Source organism: Sphaerochaeta globosa str. Buddy (assembly GCF_000190435.1).
Classification (GTDB): domain Bacteria; phylum Spirochaetota; class Spirochaetia; order Sphaerochaetales; family Sphaerochaetaceae; genus Sphaerochaeta; species Sphaerochaeta globosa.
In genome coordinates this window covers 874,903-892,624 of sequence record NC_015152.1, presented here as the reverse complement: position 1 = coordinate 892,624, position 17,722 = coordinate 874,903, and the positions used below count along the sequence as shown (strand labels likewise).

General features: G+C 50.6%; 13 protein-coding genes. 8 read left to right on the top strand and 5 right to left on the bottom strand.

Going from position 1 to position 17,722, the window contains the following annotated elements; genetic code table 11:
* Nucleotides 1–11: 11 nt before the first annotated feature.
* The 4 genes from SPIBUDDY_RS04195 to mnmE are packed head-to-tail and all read right to left on the bottom strand — an operon-like array spanning nucleotide 12 to nucleotide 6,703.
* Nucleotides 12–2,864, bottom strand: a complete 2,853-nt coding sequence (locus SPIBUDDY_RS04195; protein WP_013606516.1) for a DNA translocase FtsK — start codon at nucleotides 2,862–2,864, stop codon at nucleotides 12–14.
* A 48-nt stretch (nucleotides 2,865–2,912) separates the two neighbouring features.
* On the bottom strand, nucleotides 2,913–3,572 hold the full coding sequence (gene rsmG, locus SPIBUDDY_RS04190; protein ID WP_013606515.1) for a 16S rRNA (guanine(527)-N(7))-methyltransferase RsmG: 660 nt from the start codon (nucleotides 3,570–3,572) through the stop codon (nucleotides 2,913–2,915).
* Nucleotides 3,562–5,373, bottom strand: a complete 1,812-nt coding sequence (gene mnmG / locus SPIBUDDY_RS04185; protein WP_013606514.1) for a tRNA uridine-5-carboxymethylaminomethyl(34) synthesis enzyme MnmG — start codon at nucleotides 5,371–5,373, stop codon at nucleotides 3,562–3,564. Before mnmG ends, rsmG begins: the two co-directional genes overlap by 11 nt.
* A 1-nt stretch (nucleotide 5,374) precedes the next feature.
* On the bottom strand, nucleotides 5,375–6,703 hold the full coding sequence (gene mnmE / locus SPIBUDDY_RS04180; RefSeq protein WP_013606513.1) for a tRNA uridine-5-carboxymethylaminomethyl(34) synthesis GTPase MnmE: 1,329 nt from the start codon (nucleotides 6,701–6,703) through the stop codon (nucleotides 5,375–5,377).
* A 67-nt stretch (nucleotides 6,704–6,770) separates the two neighbouring features.
* Between mnmE and SPIBUDDY_RS04175 the strand changes: the two genes are divergently transcribed.
* From SPIBUDDY_RS04175 to SPIBUDDY_RS04155, 5 genes are all read left to right on the top strand, one after another.
* Nucleotides 6,771–7,763: an amino acid--tRNA ligase-related protein gene (locus SPIBUDDY_RS04175; RefSeq protein WP_013606512.1), complete on the top strand. Its 993-nt coding sequence runs from the start codon at nucleotides 6,771–6,773 to the stop codon at nucleotides 7,761–7,763.
* A gap of 18 nt (nucleotides 7,764–7,781) precedes the next feature.
* Nucleotides 7,782–8,345 (top strand): elongation factor P, encoded by a 564-nt coding sequence (gene efp / locus SPIBUDDY_RS04170; protein ID WP_013606511.1) that lies wholly within the window; start codon nucleotides 7,782–7,784, stop codon nucleotides 8,343–8,345.
* A gap of 314 nt (nucleotides 8,346–8,659) precedes the next feature.
* Nucleotides 8,660–9,937 carry an ABC transporter substrate-binding protein gene (locus SPIBUDDY_RS04165; protein ID WP_013606510.1) on the top strand — a complete coding sequence of 426 codons (1,278 nt, stop codon included), beginning with the start codon at nucleotides 8,660–8,662 and terminating at the stop codon, nucleotides 9,935–9,937.
* 75 nt (nucleotides 9,938–10,012) lie between these two features.
* Complete coding sequence (locus tag SPIBUDDY_RS04160; protein ID WP_013606509.1) at nucleotides 10,013–10,927, top strand: carbohydrate ABC transporter permease; 915 nt, start codon at nucleotides 10,013–10,015, stop codon at nucleotides 10,925–10,927.
* A 1-nt stretch (nucleotide 10,928) separates the two neighbouring features.
* Entirely contained in the window at nucleotides 10,929–11,777 is an 849-nt protein-coding gene (locus SPIBUDDY_RS04155; protein WP_013606508.1) for a carbohydrate ABC transporter permease, read from the top strand.
* On the opposite strand, the gene SPIBUDDY_RS04150 is transcribed toward SPIBUDDY_RS04155, so the two are convergent.
* On the bottom strand, nucleotides 11,774–13,849 hold the full coding sequence (locus SPIBUDDY_RS04150; protein ID WP_013606507.1) for a glycoside hydrolase family 88/105 protein: 2,076 nt from the start codon (nucleotides 13,847–13,849) through the stop codon (nucleotides 11,774–11,776). The two genes, SPIBUDDY_RS04155 and SPIBUDDY_RS04150, sit on opposite strands and share 4 nt — an antisense overlap.
* Before the next feature lie 126 nt (nucleotides 13,850–13,975).
* Between SPIBUDDY_RS04150 and SPIBUDDY_RS15625 the strand changes: the two genes are divergently transcribed.
* From SPIBUDDY_RS15625 to SPIBUDDY_RS04135, 3 genes are all read left to right on the top strand, one after another.
* Nucleotides 13,976–14,557, top strand: a complete 582-nt coding sequence (locus SPIBUDDY_RS15625) for a TetR/AcrR family transcriptional regulator (RefSeq protein WP_013606506.1) — start codon at nucleotides 13,976–13,978, stop codon at nucleotides 14,555–14,557.
* Between the two features lie 69 nt (nucleotides 14,558–14,626).
* Nucleotides 14,627–16,936 (top strand): efflux RND transporter permease subunit, encoded by a 2,310-nt coding sequence (locus SPIBUDDY_RS04140; protein WP_013606505.1) that lies wholly within the window; start codon nucleotides 14,627–14,629, stop codon nucleotides 16,934–16,936.
* The gene (locus tag SPIBUDDY_RS04135) at nucleotides 16,933–17,721 is read left to right on the top strand and encodes an outer membrane lipoprotein-sorting protein (protein WP_013606504.1); all 789 of its coding nucleotides are present in this window, start codon (nucleotides 16,933–16,935) and stop codon (nucleotides 17,719–17,721) included. The genes SPIBUDDY_RS04140 and SPIBUDDY_RS04135 overlap by 4 nt, the downstream gene beginning before the upstream one ends.
* Nucleotide 17,722: the final 1 nt, after the last annotated feature.

Here is a 17,722-nt window from a genome sequence, read left to right as displayed (position 1 = left end):
GCTTTCTCCTATCAGGGATACTTGATCAACTCGCGGGGCTTGCTTCCATTCGGAGGTCCCACATATCCCATCTCTTCCATCTGTTCTACCAGACGTGCAGCCCGGTTGTACCCTATCTTCAATCTTCTCTGCAAGTAGGATGCCGAGGCACACTTACGCTCCACAATAATGGATAGGGCACGCTGCATGAGCTCGTCGTCATCATTCGCATCGATTCCATCCTCACTTTCCGACTCTGAAGCTTTCTGTTCCTCATCCTCGAAGAAGGATTCGTCGATGAAATCCGGCACCCCTTGGGTTGAGACGAACTTCACCACTTCCTCGACCTCATGGTCGCTGAGGAAGGAACCCTGGATGCGCTCAGCTGCCGGGTTACTGCTGGACATATAGAGCATATCGCCTTTTCCAAGGAGTTTGTCAGCTCCCTGCTCATCAAGAATGATGCGGCTGTCCGTAGAACTGGTGACCGCGAAAGCAATACGGGTGGGGATGTTGTTCTTGATAACACCGGTGATGACATCCACCGAAGGACGCTGGGTAGCCAGAACCAAATGGATTCCCACTGCTCGGCTCATGGCTGCAAGGCGGCTGACCTTGCTCTCCATGTCCTTGCCGACAAGGTGCATCAGGTCGGCAAACTCATCGATGACTACCAAAATGTACGGGAGTTTCTCCCTGGCGATCCGACTGGTCTCAATCTTTTCATTGTATCCGATGATATTTCGTACATTGATGCCCTGCAGCAATTTGTAGCGCCTATCCATCTCATACAGACAGAAATCAAGAGCCTTGAGGGTTCTCTTTGCATCGGTGATGACCGGAGTCAACAGATGGGGAATACCGTTGTAGATATTCAATTCAACGATTTTCGGATCTACAAGAATCATGCGCACCTGTTTGGGACTGCGCCTGAAGAGCACTGAACAGATCAGGGAGTTTACGCAGACACTCTTTCCGCTCCCAGTTGATCCAGCGATCAGAAGGTGGGGTGCCTTGATTACATCAACGACAATGGGCTCACCCATCAGATTGCGTCCCAGCACCATCGGAATGCCAAAACCATCGGGAAGCGAGCTAAGCATTTCCCGAAATCCGATAATATCACGCTTAAGGTTTGGTATTTCCACACCAACGGCGGACTTGCCGGGAATAGGGGCAACGATACGTACCTGGGTGGCAGCCAAAGCGAGAGCAATATTATCCGCAAGGTTGACAATGGAATTCACTCTCACCCCCGGGGCGGGGAGCAACTCAAACATTGTTACCGTAGGACCGCGCACAATATTGACCAGCTCAACGTTGACGTTGAATTGCATCAAGGTTGAAACAAGCACTTCCCCTCGTTTAAGGGTGGTCTCGTCGATCACATCCGAAACCTTTGGATAGGTAACCAGCATGGAATCTGAAGGAAACTGATAGGTTAAGCGGCCCTTATTGATCAAAGCACTACCACTCAGGCCTCCAACACCGCTGGTTGGTTCGAGCAGGTCTTCCTCATCCTCGAGTACTTCAACTGGTTGTGGAATGTCATCGCTGAAACCACCATTAATCGGTTTGGCTGTACTCTGACTGGCAAAGAAGGTAGGTTGCACAAAGGTAGGCTTCTCCACTAAAGGAGGCGTAACAGGCTTCAAAGCTTCCACCGGGCTGGGATTTTCAGGGGCGAAGAGAGGCTGTGAGGGTTTTTCCTCATACTGCACCGAGAGAATCCGCTCCCGAATGCTAAGGTGGCTATCATCCGGCTCGCCAACAGGAGCATCGGGTTCATCCTGCCTCGTTTGTTGTTGCTCTACAGCCTCTGCAAGCATGCCTTTGGCTTTGCCCCGTGGTTCGGCATTCCTGCCGAGTTTCTTTTGGGGAGCCTTCCCTACCGCTTCCAGAGCTCCCTGCAGAAAGCCTGACAGTTGCACCTGCTCCTTCGGCTGGGGTTTCTCTTCTTTCCTTGCCTGCTCAAGTTCAAGTTGCTTGCGTTCAAGGTATGAGAGCCCGTTGTTTCGTTTTCTCTCTTCGGTAAGGGTATGGAGTGCCCCGATGCTGACTTTGCCTGTAACGTGGATTTCATCAACCTCGATTACTTCCCTCTCCGAAGGTTTGGAAATTGCAGGTCTACGCCTGGAAAGGCTGCCCAAGGAAGGCACTTCAGCGATGGGTGGGAAATTGACCTGCTGTTGTCCCAGTTCATTGCCCTCCTCCACCGTTTCAACTGCCACCGGCTTTTTCACCAGTGTGACACTATCTTCCTCTTCGCCCTGATCCTTTGCTTCCTTCTTATGGTTCTTGAATGTTCCGAACAATGATCTCTTTTTTGCCTTTTCCTGCTGTTTTTGTGCAGCCTGCTCATTCTTCTGCTGCAAAGCCTGCTCTCGGCGCTCCTGCCGCTCAAGCTTGGCTAGGCGATACCGATCCAATGCATCGCTGAGCAAGGTGAAGAGTACAAACAGGGCTGTTTCAGCCAAAAAGGCCAGTACAACCTTGAAGGAGGCGCTTCTCAGATCACTCGAGGAGGCTTGCAGAAAAGAAGAAAAGAGCGGTCTGTTGCTTCCCTGCAGAAGATGGGAAAGGGTGTACAAGGTGTACGTCATTACGGCTGTGAGGGGTATAAGGATATAGGAGAACTTTTTTTTGGAACGAAAGCTGAAAATCATGATGGTCCATACAAGCAGAAGCAGGCCAAGGGGGACCAGGCCGAATCGTGAAGGCTCTACCGTAAAGGAAAAGAAGCGACTTAAAAGTACATGGGTTCTTACCAACAATGCATTCGTTACTCCAAAGAGAGGAAGTACGACCAAAGCGGCCACCAAAAGGGTACCGATCAGACACAGAATTCCGATGAGCAACGATATACGACCCTTTTTTCCCTTCACAAGCACAACCTCCCAATCATCAGTAAACACCCCAATTGGACAATGGTATCAAATTTTTTGCATGAGGCAAAGCATACGACTTGCTTCCAGGTGGGGCACTTCCAAGGGAACAAACCTTGCTTTCCATGTACTTTTGCAGGTTCTCTCTACCTGGACAAGCTCCTCTTCCACTTGTTCTTTGAGCGCCTTGTAGGCACACACATACCCACCTTCTCCAAGCAAGGGAGCGACGAGATCGAGAATATCGGCGAGGGGATGGAAAGCTCGGAAGGTAATTACGTCGAACTGGTCCTTCACTTCCTTCAAATCCTTGTCTATAACCCGCACCCGATCCTGCAATGAAGCTCGAAGTAAGGCATTACGTAAAAAGTCGACCCTCCTGCCCATCCGCTCCACGAGCGTAAAGGAGTACGAGGGCAACGCTATGGCAAGAGGAATACCGGGAAGCCCTGCCCCGGATCCAAAGTCTGCAATCCTACAGGAAGCAAATGTTGCGCAAAGCGAGGCAAGCGTCGGTGCACCGCTGAGGCTGTCCAGAATGTGGCGAATCACCAGGTCTTCACCGCTGGCAGCCACCAACTTGTAGACTGGATTGAATAACTCAAATTCAGCGATATAGGCATCCAACTGGTCTCTCTGACCTTGGTCCAGATGCAGAGACAGGGAAGAAAGGCCCTCGTCGAGCAGCTTCTGATACTTACCTGTCATGCCTTCCTCCTCGGTCGAGATGCACAATGAGCACTGCTATGTCGCCGTTGCGCACCCCGTTTATCCTGGTCGCCTGCCCAACTGAAAGAGGACGAACCTTTTTAAGCTTTTCCTTGCCCTCTGCACTCAAGCCGTCAATGGCATCATAATTCAGATTCTCGTCGATCAAAAGACTTTCCAGTTTCTCAAACCGGCTGACCTGTCGATCCTGCCGGTTGATGTACCCTTCGTACTTCACATCGAGCTCCACCTGATAGAGAATGGGTTCCTCATATGCCTTGAGTTCCGGAATGTATGCAACCAAGTCACTCATGGTCAGATCAGGCATCCGCAAGGCTTGCAGTGCACTCTTTTCCTGTAGCCTTCGTGCACGCAATAGATCCTTGACCGCATCCATCTTCGCAAGCTTTTCTTGGAGGCGCTCCAGGTTTTCCTGCTTTTGCAGCCCAACGGCAAAACCCTTGGCGGTGAGCCTTTGGTCGCAACTGTCATGGCGCAGGTTGAGCCGATATTCGGCACGGCTGGTGAACATTCGATAGGGTTCCTGGGTTCCCATGGTGACCAGGTCATCGATGAGTACACCGGTATAGGCTTCGTTGCGGCTGAGCACCAAAGGTTTCTCACCCTTGAGCTTTTGGGCTGCATTAATGCCGGCCATCAAGCCCTGGCATGCCGCCTCCTCATACCCGCTGGTGCCGTTGGTCTGCCCTGCAATGAATAGATTCTCCACCAGCTTGCTTTCCAAGGAAGGAAAGAGTGCCTGCGGATCGATGAAATCGTACTCGACAGCATAGGCGGGACGCATAATCTGGGCATGTTCAAGACCTGCAATACTATGAATGAACGCATGCTGAACATCCTCGGGAAGCGAAGAAGAAATCCCATTCAGATACATTTCCTCTGTTCCCACCCCTTCGGGCTCCACAAAGATCTGATGGCGGTCGCGGTCGGGAAACCGAACCACCTTGTCTTCGATGGAAGGGCAATATCGTGGCCCCTTGCCGACGATCTTCCCACCGTACAGCGGGGAACGGTGGATGTTTTGCCTGATGATCTGGTGGGTATTCTCATTAGTCCAGGTGATGTAACAAGGAAGAGCGGGGCGATCCACGCTGTTGTAATCGAAGCTGAAGGGCATCATGTGCTCTTCGCCATCCTGGACTTCCATCGTATCGAAATCCAGACTCGAGCGTCTCACCCGTGCAGGGGTTCCGGTCTTCATTCTTCCTACCGGAAAACCCTTTCTGCGTAATGCACTGCCAAGTCCTATGGCTGCAGGCTCATCGAGGCGACCGTTTGAGGCATCGTACTCGCCGATGAAAATCCGTCCTTCCATGAAGGTTCCCGTTGTCAGGACCATCACCTTGCAGGTAATGGTATGACGCCTGTCGGTCACCACCCCGACCAGGCGGTTGTGATCATCGAGCAGGATATCAACTACCGTATCCATGAACAAGGCGAGATTATGCTCTGCTTCCAGCGTTTCCTTTGCCAGACGGGCATAGGTAAACTTGTCCGCCTGGGCACGGGGAGCCTGCACTGCAGGCCCGCGACGCCGGTTGAGGATCCGGTATTGAATCATGGAGTGGTCAATCAGGTGAGCCATCTCCCCGCCAAGGGCATCGACTTCACGCACCAGATTCCCCTTGCTCAAGCCTCCGATGGCTGGATTGCAGGAGAGCTTACCGATGGTGTCGAGATTCTGGGTGATCAACAAGGTCGAAAACCCAATTCTGGAAAGGGCAAGGCCCGCCTCAATACCGGCATGCCCTCCCCCAACAACTATTGCATCATAATCCATGTTATTTTCCTACACAAAAACCGCTGAATATCTTTTGCAGAATGTCAGCCGGTGTTACTTCACCCGTCAGCTCTCCGAGGTTCTGAAGAGCTTCTCCCAATTCAACAGCGGTTATATCCAGTGGTATATCCTGATCAACAAGGACCAAGCATCGCTGGAGTGCCTGGGCGGCGTTCTCAAGCAGCGTATGCTGCCGTTCTGATTCTATGACCACTTGTTCATCCCCACTGGACACACTTCCCTTGGCCAATCGTTTGGCTATCTCAGCCAACAAATTCGGCACCCCTTCGCCAGTCTGTGCACTGATGGCCATCCTGCCTTTGGGTGGCTTGACAAGGTCGCTCTTGTTATAGACGACCAAGGTGCGCTCATCTTCCTTTGGAACATGACCGAGTTCGGTACTGTCCACCAGATAGACTACCAGGTCGGCCTGGCCGATGAGCCGCTCGGTCCTTCTGATACCTTCGCTTTCAATGGCATCGTCACTTTCTCGCAATCCTGCGGTATCATAAAGCCGAATCGGAATACCTTGGACATCCAAATCTGCTTCAATGTAGTCGCGTGTCGTTCCCCGTACCGGGCTAACAATGGAACGCTCCTGCTTGAGCAGGAGGTTGAACAACGAGCTCTTGCCTGCATTGGTGGAGCCTGCGAGTACAATGCGAGCCCCCATCCTGTACAATCGGCCGATTTGGTAGGTTGCACTGAGATCCTTGACCTGTTTGATAAGGTCAACCAACCCAGAACGAGGGAAAACAAATTCATCCAGCTCATCCTCAGCATAGTCGAGCTGGACTTCCACCGCTGCAACAATGCCAAGCAGCTGCTCTTTCATTGCAGCTATCCGTCCACGGAGGCTTCCTTCCAGCCGGCCCAAGGCCAAGGAACGTGAAATCTGGCTTTGGCTGGAGACCAACTCACCGACGGCTTCGGCCTGGGTCAGGTCAAGTCTGCCATGCAGGAAGGCTCGGAACGTGAATTCACCGCCCTCTGCGCTGCGCATGCCCAGGTGGTTGAAAAGGGCGAGAATTTCCTTGATCACTGCAAGCGAGCCATGACACGAAAATTCCACGGACTCTTCTTTTGTGTATCCGTGTCCGTCTGTATATACAGCAGCAACGACTTCATCAATGGCAGAACCATTCCCATCGCGGAGGTAGCCATGCACCAAGGTTGCATTTGCCGCCTCAATCAAGGCTTTAGGCCGTGAAAACCGGGTACTAAGCAGGTTTCTGCACCCCTGGCCACTGACCCTGACCACCGCAAGGGCACTCTGCGCCCAGGCGGTTGCAAGGGCATAGATGATGTCATCAGTAACATATCCTTTCATAAGCGCGATTATACCGTAGCGATAGCGATACTTGCAACACAGGAGGCGGTTTGGCTATGATTCGGCCATGAAAGCAGCAGCAAAATTCCGCAGTATCCTCTACCGAAATATCCGATCCTTTTTCGATGAACGCGACTACACCGAGGTCGACACCCCGATTTTAAGCACCACCCTCATTCCCGAGTCCACTATCGAAAACTTTTCTACGCGTTTCCAAAATCCGTTTCTCCCCTCCACCGAGTTGTATCTGGTTCCCTCACCGGAAATTTTCATGAAACAACTTATCGCCCGAGGCTTGGGCAGTGTGTATCAGATCGGCCACTGTTTCCGCAACAGCGAGCAGCTGGGACATATCCATAATCCTGAGTTCTCCATGCTTGAGTATTATACGGTGGGAGCCGATGAGGAAGAATCAATTCGTATCACCGAAGAGTTGTTCGCTTCCCTGCTTCCCAAAGACAGTCCAAAATACCTACGCCCACCATTTGCCAGGCTCAGCGTCGCCGAGGCGATGCAGCAGTATGCCGGCGTCGACCTTGACAAACACCAAAAACAAGCCACACTTGCCCAAGAAGCAAAAAGGCTGGGACTGACCCTGCCAGATGAACCTGAAAGTTGGGAGGAAACCTTCAACCGAATTTTCTTAACCTTCGTCGAACCCAACCTTCCACAAGAAAGCCCTTTGGTACTTGAACGCTATCCCAAACAGATTGAGTGCCTGGCCCAGCAGGATGGTGCCTACAGGCGGCGCTGGGAGTTGTATGTAAAGGGAGTGGAAGTTGCAAACTGTTATGATGAGGACCGGGACCAGGCAACAATCCAAGCATACTACCGTGATGAGTATGCACGCCTTGTCCAAAAGCGGGAAGAAAGCGGCACGGTGATTCCTGATGTAGACCCTTCCTTGGCCTCAGTTTTCTCTGCCATGCCCCCTTGTTCGGGCGTTGCCATGGGACTTGACCGGCTGCAGATGTTGCTCATGGGAAAAAGCGACCTTGAGGGGGTGATTCTTTTTCCCCTTTCTGGTATGCTGACCAGTGGAAATACGCGCAATTTGTAACTATACGAGGTAATTAGCATGATTAAAGCAGGTCAAATCGATAAGGGAACCGCCTTGTTGATCAAAGGACAGCCCTTTGTGTGCATCGACCGTGAATTTGTAAACCCCGGAAAAGGCTCTGCTTTCGTACGCCTGAAGCTGAAAAGCCCTTCCACCGGCCAGACGCTGCAAGAGACAATGAAGAGCCAGGACAATGCCGAGGATATCACCGTAGTCGATCGAGACTGTCAGTATCTGTACAACGATGGGGAGAACTTCCACCTGATGTTGACTGACAATTTCGAGCAGATAGAAGTGCCGATGGGCAACTTCCCCGACTACCAGTATCTGATGAAGGACGGAGAAACCTACCGCTGTACTTTCTGGGAAGCCCAGCTGTTGGAAATCCAAGTACCCCCCAAGGTAGTCTTTTTTGTGGCAGAGGCTGAGGAAGCCGTCAAGGGTGACACCGTACAGGGTGCAACCAAGTACGTCACCACCGAAACCGGACTGAAGGTTCGCGTTCCCATCTTCATCAAGCAAGGTGAGAGAATCCGCGTGAATACGGAAACCAAGGAATACCTAGAGCGTGTAAACAACTAACAGTATTCTTTCATGGATTCAAGAACCTCCGAACATATCGTTTGGAGGTTCTTTTTATGCGTTGTGTCACATCCGTAATCTGACACCAACAACTACCTATGTAGTTTATGCCTTTTCCTTGCAAGAAAATACTTAATTGAATCACAATCCTGACAAAATCGTGCTAAAAATTGACTATACAGTTATTGCGGAATCAGAAAAACCTGTCAAACTATAGAGTAAGGGTACTGTTACACGTATGTCTTAAGCGCATTTGATTCTGGTTCAACCAGATGAAAATAGAGTCAGAAACGATTCAAAAGGAGAGTTAGAACATGAAAAGGAACCTTCTCATCATCGCCCTCGTATGCATGCTTCTGGTGCCGAGTTTTATCTTCGCCCAGCCAGCTGTCGAAGAGAGCACAAGTTCAACCATGCGCCTCGCTTGGTGGGGAAACCCTACCCGTGATGAGCGCACCCTGAAAGCAGTAGATCTGTTCATGGCCAAGTACCCAGAAATCACGATTGAAACCGAGACTACCGGTTGGGGTGGATACTGGGACAAAATGAACACCCAGGCCGCGGCAGGGAGCCTTCCCGATCTGATGCAGCACGACTATGCATACATGCTGCAATGGGTATCCCGCAATCAGCTCGCAGACCTCACCCCGTATGTACAGAAAGGCATCATCAACCTGTCCAAGGTAAATGAATCCTTCCTCTCAGGCGGAAGGGTGAACGGCAAGCTCTACGGTATCAGTCTCGGCACCAACGCTGTCTGTCTGGCCTACGACCCGGCAGTACTTGCTAAGGCCGGCATTGCCGAACCCGATAGTGCTACTTGGACTTGGGAAGATTTTGAGCGCATCGCTCTCGAAATCTATCGCAAGACCGGTGTAAAAACCCTCCCCTTCTTCACTACCGATCCCAAAGTGGGATTCGACAACATGATCCGCCAAACCGGTGCCTCAACCTACGGAAAGACCGGCTTGGGCTTCACCGACACCACTGTCCTGCGCGAGTTCTATGCAATCCAGCTCAGACTGCTCGAAGCCGGTGCGTTGGTCGCTCCTGAAGTAGCCTTTGTCAGCGTTACTCCTGAAGAAGGTGAATTCGCAAAAGGCCGCTCATGGGTAGAGTACATTTGGTCCAACCAGTTCGTATCACAACAGGCTGCTGCCAAGCGCCCGCTCAAGTTGGCCTTACTGCCCAACATCAAGAATGCCAAGGCCAAGGGAACCTTCCTCAAGCCTTCGATGTTCTTCTCAATCCCCGCTTCTGCTGAGAATCCGGAAGCTGCTGCCAAGTTCCTCAACTACTTCCTCAATGACACGTCTGTCAATGATGTGTTGATGGGTGAACGCGGCGTTCCCATTCCCGATGATGTACGCGAGCATATGTCTACCAAGGTCGATGCAATCAACAAGCAGATTTTTGATTACATCAGCCTTGCTTCCAAGAATGCTGGTCCGATTGATCCTCCCGATCCTGCCGGATCCGGTGAATTTTTGAAGATGGTCCGTGACGTCACCCAGGAAATCCTGTACAAGCGCGTCAGCTTGGACGCTGGTGTTTCCAAGATCATGACCCAGGGAAACCAGATTCTCAAATAACTACCCCTCACTATGGATGGGAGGCCTGCAAACGCAGGTCTCCCTGTATACCTTGCCACTGTTCAAGGAGTTTCCATGAAGCATATCAACAAACGCACCCGAGCTTTGATGGAAGATGCTGCAGGGTACGCATTCATCAGCCCTTGGTTGCTTGGATTCGTAGCTTTTTCCATCATACCGATCCTCTTCTCTCTCTATTATTCATTCACAGACTATGACATCCTCGGAGAGCCGGTCTTCAACGGTTTGGAAAACTTCAGGAGAATGGCAGGTGACCACCTCTTTTGGCAATCCTTGAAAGTCACCTTCTTCTATGCGTTTGTATCCGTCCCTCTTCGTCTGATTTTCGCATTCTTTGTCGCAATGCTCTTCAACCGCGGCACGCGTGCCATACGTTTCTATCAGGCAATCTACTATGTGCCCTCCCTCGTGGGTGGTTCGATTGCAATAGCGGTGATGTGGCGCAGGCTCTTTATGGCCGATGGGGCGCTGAACGCAGCCCTTGCAAAAATCGGTATCATCACCCAGAGTTCGTGGATCGGCAACCCCGATACCGCAATCTGGACGCTCATCATCCTTGCAATCTGGCAATTTGGTTCGTCCATGCTGATTTTCCTGGCTGGACTGCGTCAGATTCCCAGGGAACTGTATGAAGCTGCATCCATTGATGGAGCCGGCTCTTTCAGGAAGTTCCTCAATATCACCGTTCCCCAAATCACTCCGGTTCTCTTCTTCAACCTGGTCATGCAGCTGATCAACGGCTTTACCGTCTTCACCCAGGCCTTCGTGGTCTCCGGTGGTACGGGAGACCCGCTGAACTCAACGCTGGTATATGCACTGTATCTCTACCAGCGGGCTTTCAAGTACTACAACATGGGCTACAGCAGCGCCATGGCATGGGTCTTGGTACTCATCATCGGCGTGATGACCGGCATCGTCTTCAAGACCTCCAGCTCCTGGGTCTTCTATGAAGCAAAGGAGGGCAAATAAGATGACGAACTATAAAATCAAACACATGCTCGGGCAGGTGGTTTTCCACATCGTGGTGATTCTGCTGGGCTTCATCATGCTCTATCCAATCCTCTGGATGGTCTCCAACTCATTCAAGGACAATGCAGAGATTTTCAACTCCACTTCACTGATCCCAAAAACATTCCACTTTGAGAACTATGCCCGTGGATGGAAGTTCAACAACTCAGTAACCTTCACCACCTTTTTCTATAACTCATTCTACTACACCATCCTCTCTACCATTGGATCTGTGATCGCTTCTTCCCTGGTTGCCTACGGCTTTGCCCGGGTGCCCTTCAGAGGACGCACATTCTGGTATGGTTGCATGTTCATGACCATGATGGTTCCGTATCAGGTGGTCATGGTCCCTCAGTTCATCATTTTCCACAAGCTCGGATGGATCAACAGCTTCAAGCCCTTGATCATCCCCCAGTTTGCAGGACTGCCCTTCTTCATTTTCCTCATGGTGCAGTTCATACGCCAGATTCCCTATGAGCTGGACGATTCAGCAAAAATCGACGGCTGCAACCGCTTCATGATCTATTCCAGGATTTTGTTCCCCCTGATCAAACCTGCGGTCATCACCAGTACGATTTTCAGTTTCTATTGGCGTTGGGATGATTTTTTGGGTCCGTTGCTCTTTTTGAACAAGCCCCGGTTGTTTACCGTCTCGCTTGCTCTTCGCATGTTCAGCGACCCCATGAATTCCACCGACTGGTCGGCCATCTTTGCCATGGGGACGCTTACCCTGCTTCCGGTTCTCGTCATTTTCCTGATTTTCCAGAAGTATATTGTCCAGGGCTTGGTAACTACCGGACTGAAAGGCTAGTCGAGCTTCATCCGATCGCACAAAGCGAGCAGGATGATGCCGATTCCGTGGGTATCATCCAGGCGGGGCAACAGCTCCTGGGCATAATAGTGCTTGGAGCAGGAGAACTCAGAACCTCTGCACACACCCCAGACGTGGCCATCGGTATCGATGGCCATCTCTTTGAGCCCTTCACAGGCTTTGATGCATCCATCCCGGTACGGCTGGGGATCCTCATACCAACCATGTCGAACACCCCGGGAGAAGGCACAAGCAAACATTGCCGTACAACTGCTCTCCTGATAGCTCTCTTTCATATTCAACACCTGATGGAACATACCCTTATCATCCTGCAGACGCAGATAGCCGGCGCTGAGATTTCTGAACAGAGCGATAAGCTGGGTCCGTTTCGGATGCGTCACAGGCAGCACCATCAGAAGCTCCGAAAGGCTGAAGAGGGCCCAACCGTTTCCCCTGCCCCAGGGGATGCCTGTGGCAATATTGCGGTCAAAGTCATAGACATGACTCATCAGCTGCTGCTCGCTCATGTAGAGGTACTTGGCAAAACCAAAGAACTGGCGGGCGGCATCATCGAGGTGTTCCGCGTTGGCTGCATAGCGGGCATAACGGCAGAGAAATGGCACGGACATGTACAGGTCATCGACCCACAGGGTGTTCTCATGGAACTCATGCATCAGGCCGGTTCGAAAGAACGTCCCATCGGCCAAGCGGGGCTGGGTCCTACAGATATGATCACCCACCACCGCAATGAGCTTCTCATACGATGAGAGCTCATGGTCTTTGGCAATTTCCAGCACCGTCGAACCAAAACTGCCGCAGTCATCGAGGCTGTCGAGGCTGGTCATCAAATGATGAACCGCCGTAGCACCGCCAAGCGTATCCTTATCCCACATCGCATAGTCATAGGTATCGATGCTTGCTTGGATATGCCGTTTCAGATAGGCATGAATCTGTACTGACAATTCCGGGTCAAAATCCTTGAACATGCGCTCCGTTTCCACCAGACCGTACAACGTGACTCCCAATGGATAGTTCCAATGACCAAACAAAGGATTGTCGTTGTACATCCTCAGATAGGTATCGCCACCCTCCAAGTGCCAGAAATCGAGGCCGGTCATGGTGGAAAATGGCTTGGTGAACTGCATTGCAAAACCCTGCGGGCGTACCGCAAAGGGTCCACAAATGGCATAGCGGTAGGAAGCCTCTGAACCAAGAACCGGATGATGAATAGAAATGGGAGTTCCTTTTTGGGCTTGCGTGATACTCATGCTCACGCCCTTCCCTATCCTTGCATACAGCACCAACGTATGTTCGCCGGATGAGACTTCCACCGAGCTTCCAACCAACTGCCCATCCAAGGAGAGCTCTGCATCACATTCGAGGTTGCACCATGTGTCCTTGTCAACAGAAAATGATGTGGCCACCACAGCCCAGTCATCGTGTGAGGCTTGGGGGAAAACTTCCTGCAGGTCCAGATGCTCAGAGGCGAAATCAGGAAGATGAGGCAGCCAGGAAAGCTGGTTCAACGTATCGCTCGTAATTTTTTCAAGCGGGACTTCCTGCGGCTCGGAATACCAGAGACCTTCCATACAGGGATTACGTGAGGGCATGAGGAAGTAGTAATCGAGTTTACCCACCCAGGTACCAAACTCACAGCCGAACCCTCCGCTGGTGTTCTCACACACCAACAGCAGGTCATTCAATCCTTTATGCAGAGGAAGGTCAAAAATTTGCTTGGAGCGGTAGCGCTCACTGAAGATGTCACTTCGAGCGGCAAGCGTATTGTTTACATAGATTCTCACCGGACCGTAGGGAATGAGGGCAAAACGCAGACTCATCTGGTCTGCTGCTTCATAGGTACCCCAAATATACGAAAAAGTCCCCAGCGCAGCCTGCGGCAGCAATGCTTTCAGATCTGCATGATAGCGGTAATCCTTGCCTCGGTAGATACCTTTCTTCATGAAGGGGCGATAAGTATAGGACCCTTCTGCATGCAGCGAGAGATAGCGCTCCACAATAACCTTTGCACTCTGAAATTCACTGGCTTTTGCCATACTTTTTGCACTGTCCATAGTACTAGTATCCCTTGTCGGGGACGGCATGGCAAGCAAAATTCTCCAAGAAACGTCCGATGGCTACTTGTCAAAGATATGGAAAAGAGGTACGTTAGTCATCGTTAACTTACAGAGGAGAGTGCCATGCAAACACCAAGGCAACTGGAATTGATTGAGGCTGCTATCAAACTCACCGCTACAGAGGGCATCCAAAAACTTACCATCAGGAATGTTGCATCGGCAATCGGCGTCAGTGAGGCAGCAGTGTACCGCCATTTCGAAAGCAAACATGAACTTCTCAAAGCCATCCTCACGCATCTCAATGAGATACTCTCCCCCAGATTTGAAACATTGCTCAATGCGGATGCATCCTTTTCCGAATCATTGCTTTCGTTTCTTTCAGGACTCTTCAGCTTATTGGAGCATAATTCCGCCTTCACCCTTATGCTATTCGCGGAAGAAACCTTTAACGTGGATCCACAGTTGCAAAGCGAACTGCTCGCCCTTATGGAGGGTAATCTGTCTCGTCTTGTCCTGTTTTATCAGAAAGCGATCAAATCTGGATCCTGCCGAGCTGATCTTGAACCCCAGCAACTTGCAATCATCACGTTTGGCTCCATTCGTCTTTCCGTCTCCAGGTGGCACTTGCAAAAAGCGCATACCAGTCTCATCAACCAAGCTACCCCGATTGCGAACAGTCTGGTCATTCTGTTCAATTTGAGTTAATCGAACAGTGCACGAGGAATCAATTCTTTGTCTGCAATAAGTAAGTAAACGTTAACTTTTGGAGGATACATGAAATTCATCTTAGCTCTGGCAAAGCGCCCCTATGCTTTGCTTCTGGGACTTCTTATGCTTTCGATCCTGTTTGCTGTCTCAATCTTCAATTCAGCAAGTCTGGAAACCGACCTTACCGAGTACATGCCAAAGACTCATCCTGCATTCGTTGCAAGCGATGACTCCGAGCAACTTTTTGGTATTGGAGATGCGATTCTCATCGTGCTTGAAGACAAACGGGGAATTTACAACGCAGCCACGATTGAGAAGATTGAGGCCATCACAAACGGCTTGCAACAGGACTTCGATGCTTTTGAAAACGTAATCTCTCTGACTACCGCCAACAATATCCAGAGTGCCGACGGATTCCTGGAAGTTGAACCGTTCTTTACAGGAAGCACGAGTGAGAAAGCACTCAGCACGCTGGAGGCCGATGTAGAAGCCAATCCCATGATCTACGGTCGCAATGTGAGCAAGGATGGTACCGCTACACTCATTATTGCCGAGCTGACCAAAGACGCTGACACGAAAACCTTGCAAAAAGACTTGCTCACTTGGATTGGTCAGTGGGAAGGCCCACAGACCTTGAGAATTGCAGGAAGACCGATTATTGAGGGCTCCCTGGCAGAACTAGGGCCGAAAGACATGGCCATCATGTTTCCCCTGGTCATTCTTACCATGATCCTTCTGCTCTATTTCTTGCTCCGCTCTATCAGGGACACGGTACTGAACATGGTCATTGTCCTTTTTGGGACATTGCTCGCATTTGGCACCATGACACTCTTTCACATACCCATTTACGCAGTGGATACCATGATTCCAGTCATGTTGATAGCAATTGGAGTTGCCTATGGCATCCACATGCACAACACGATCCATCACCTGAGCACTGACTTTCCAAATATCGGCAAGGATGAGCTTGCAAGAGAAGCAGTAAGGCAGATGATCAGACCCATTTTCATGACTGCACTCACCACCGCCATCGGCTTTGTTGCCCTGATGAGCAGCCAAGTTCTCCCCGTACGGTATTTTGGACTCTTTGCCGCCATCGGAGTACTGGGTGAAATGGTCCTCTCACTCTTGCTGTTTCCAGCTTCCATTCATCTTTTGGGCATACCCAAGTACAAGCAGAAACAACAGAACCTGACAAAACCTTCTGCGATGACCAGACTCAATGGTGTAATCATGCAACGGCCGAAATTCATTGTGGTACTGTCTGTAATCATTCTTGTCGTTGGCATCTGGGGAACCAGCAAAGTCTGGATCGACACAAGCTTTCTGGCAAATTTTGAAAAGGACAGTCCCATCGTAGAGACTGACCAGTATGTGAATGCAAAGTTTGGCGGCACCTCCACCTTGAATATCATACTTTCCTCCGAACGAGAGGACATCTTCAAGGACCCAACCGTGTTGCAAACCATGGACAGGATGCAAGCCGAACTGGAATCAGACTCCATCGTAGGCAATACCCTTTCTTTGGCAACGTTTATAAAGCAAATGAATCAAGTCATGGAGGAGGACACTGAAAACGGGTATAGCATTCCTGACTCCCAAGAACTTATCAGCCAATATCTCTTGCTCTACGAATTCTCCGGTGACCCACAAACGCTCGAACAAGTCATAGACTATACCTACTCCAAGGCAAACATCACGGTGCAACTAAAAAGTGACAGCTCCGCTGTTCTCAAGGGTGTACTTGCTACCGTCGAATCCTATCAAGCGGCCTTCACAGCGCTTGACATCACCATTGGGTATGCAGGAACCGGGTACAAGACCTTTGTCTTCAGTGAGCTGCTGTTGGAAGGGCAAATCATCAGTCTGATCATCTCATTCGGCATTATCTTTGTCCTCTTGGCCCTGCTGTTTCGTAATGTACGTGTCGGCATTGTCGGTACTGTGCCCATTGCAATCACGGCAGTAGTCAACTTTGCTGTCATGGGAATTCTCAATATTCCCCTGAGCAGCGCCACCGCGTTGATCACCAGCATCGCCATCGGTATCGGAGTCGATTACGCCATCCACTTTCTTGAGCACTACACAAATACCCGTCTTGCGGGGAAAAACCTTGAGGAAGCAACCATGGAGACGTTGGTATATACCGGTCGAGCCATTATCTTTAATGCCATTGCCGTCATGGGAGGCTTCGCCATCCTGCTGTTCAGCGTATTCCCTCCCAATAGGCAGGTAGGAGCTTTAATCATCCTGAATATGGCAACCAGTGCCATAGGCACGCTTACCGTCTTGGTTGTCCTGGTTCACTATCTCGATCGTTCAAATCATCTCTTTCCGAAACGCATCAATCAAATTTCACAGAGGAGCATCACATGAGAAAACAAAAACGGCACCAAAGCATTGTACTGGTCATCGCGCTGGTACTTGGGATATCGGGACTGTACGCCACAAGCTATACGGGTGAACAGGTTATGCAGGAAGTGTATTACCGCGACAGCGGTGATACCATGCGGGCAAATCTGGTTATGACGCTGACCAATGCAAAGGGATCAGTTCGTGAACGGAGTATTGTCCAATATAGGATGGACAGCGAGGGTGTAGAGAGCAAGCTGATGTTTTTTTTATCGCCTAGCGATGTCCGCAACACCAGTTTTTTGAGTCTAAGCTACGAGGATGGCCGCTCTGATGCACAATATATCTACCTGCCTGCACTGAAACGGGTCAAGCGCATCGCTTCGGACAGCAAGAATGACTCGTTCATGGGATCGGACTTCACCTATGATGACATGGGTAGCCGCCACCCGGATCTCGATACCCATACAGTACTGAGAACGGAACTGATACAGGGAACATCCACACTAGTAGTTCAAAGCATTGCAAAAGGGGATGAAGACTATCCTCGTACCCTCTCGTGGGTTGTGGAAGGAGAATGGTTTGGGTTGAAAAAAGAGTTCTACACCCAAGATGGTACGTTAGGAAAGACACTGAGCATCGAAGCGTTTGAGAAAGTCGACGGCATCTATGTAATCACCGATATGACCATGAAAGATTGGAAAAAACAGACTTCAACCCGCATCCAGATGAAGGAGGTTGCATTCAATCAAGACTTTGGTGACAACTTTTTCACTGAACGACAAATGAAAATGGGACCACGGGGGTAAA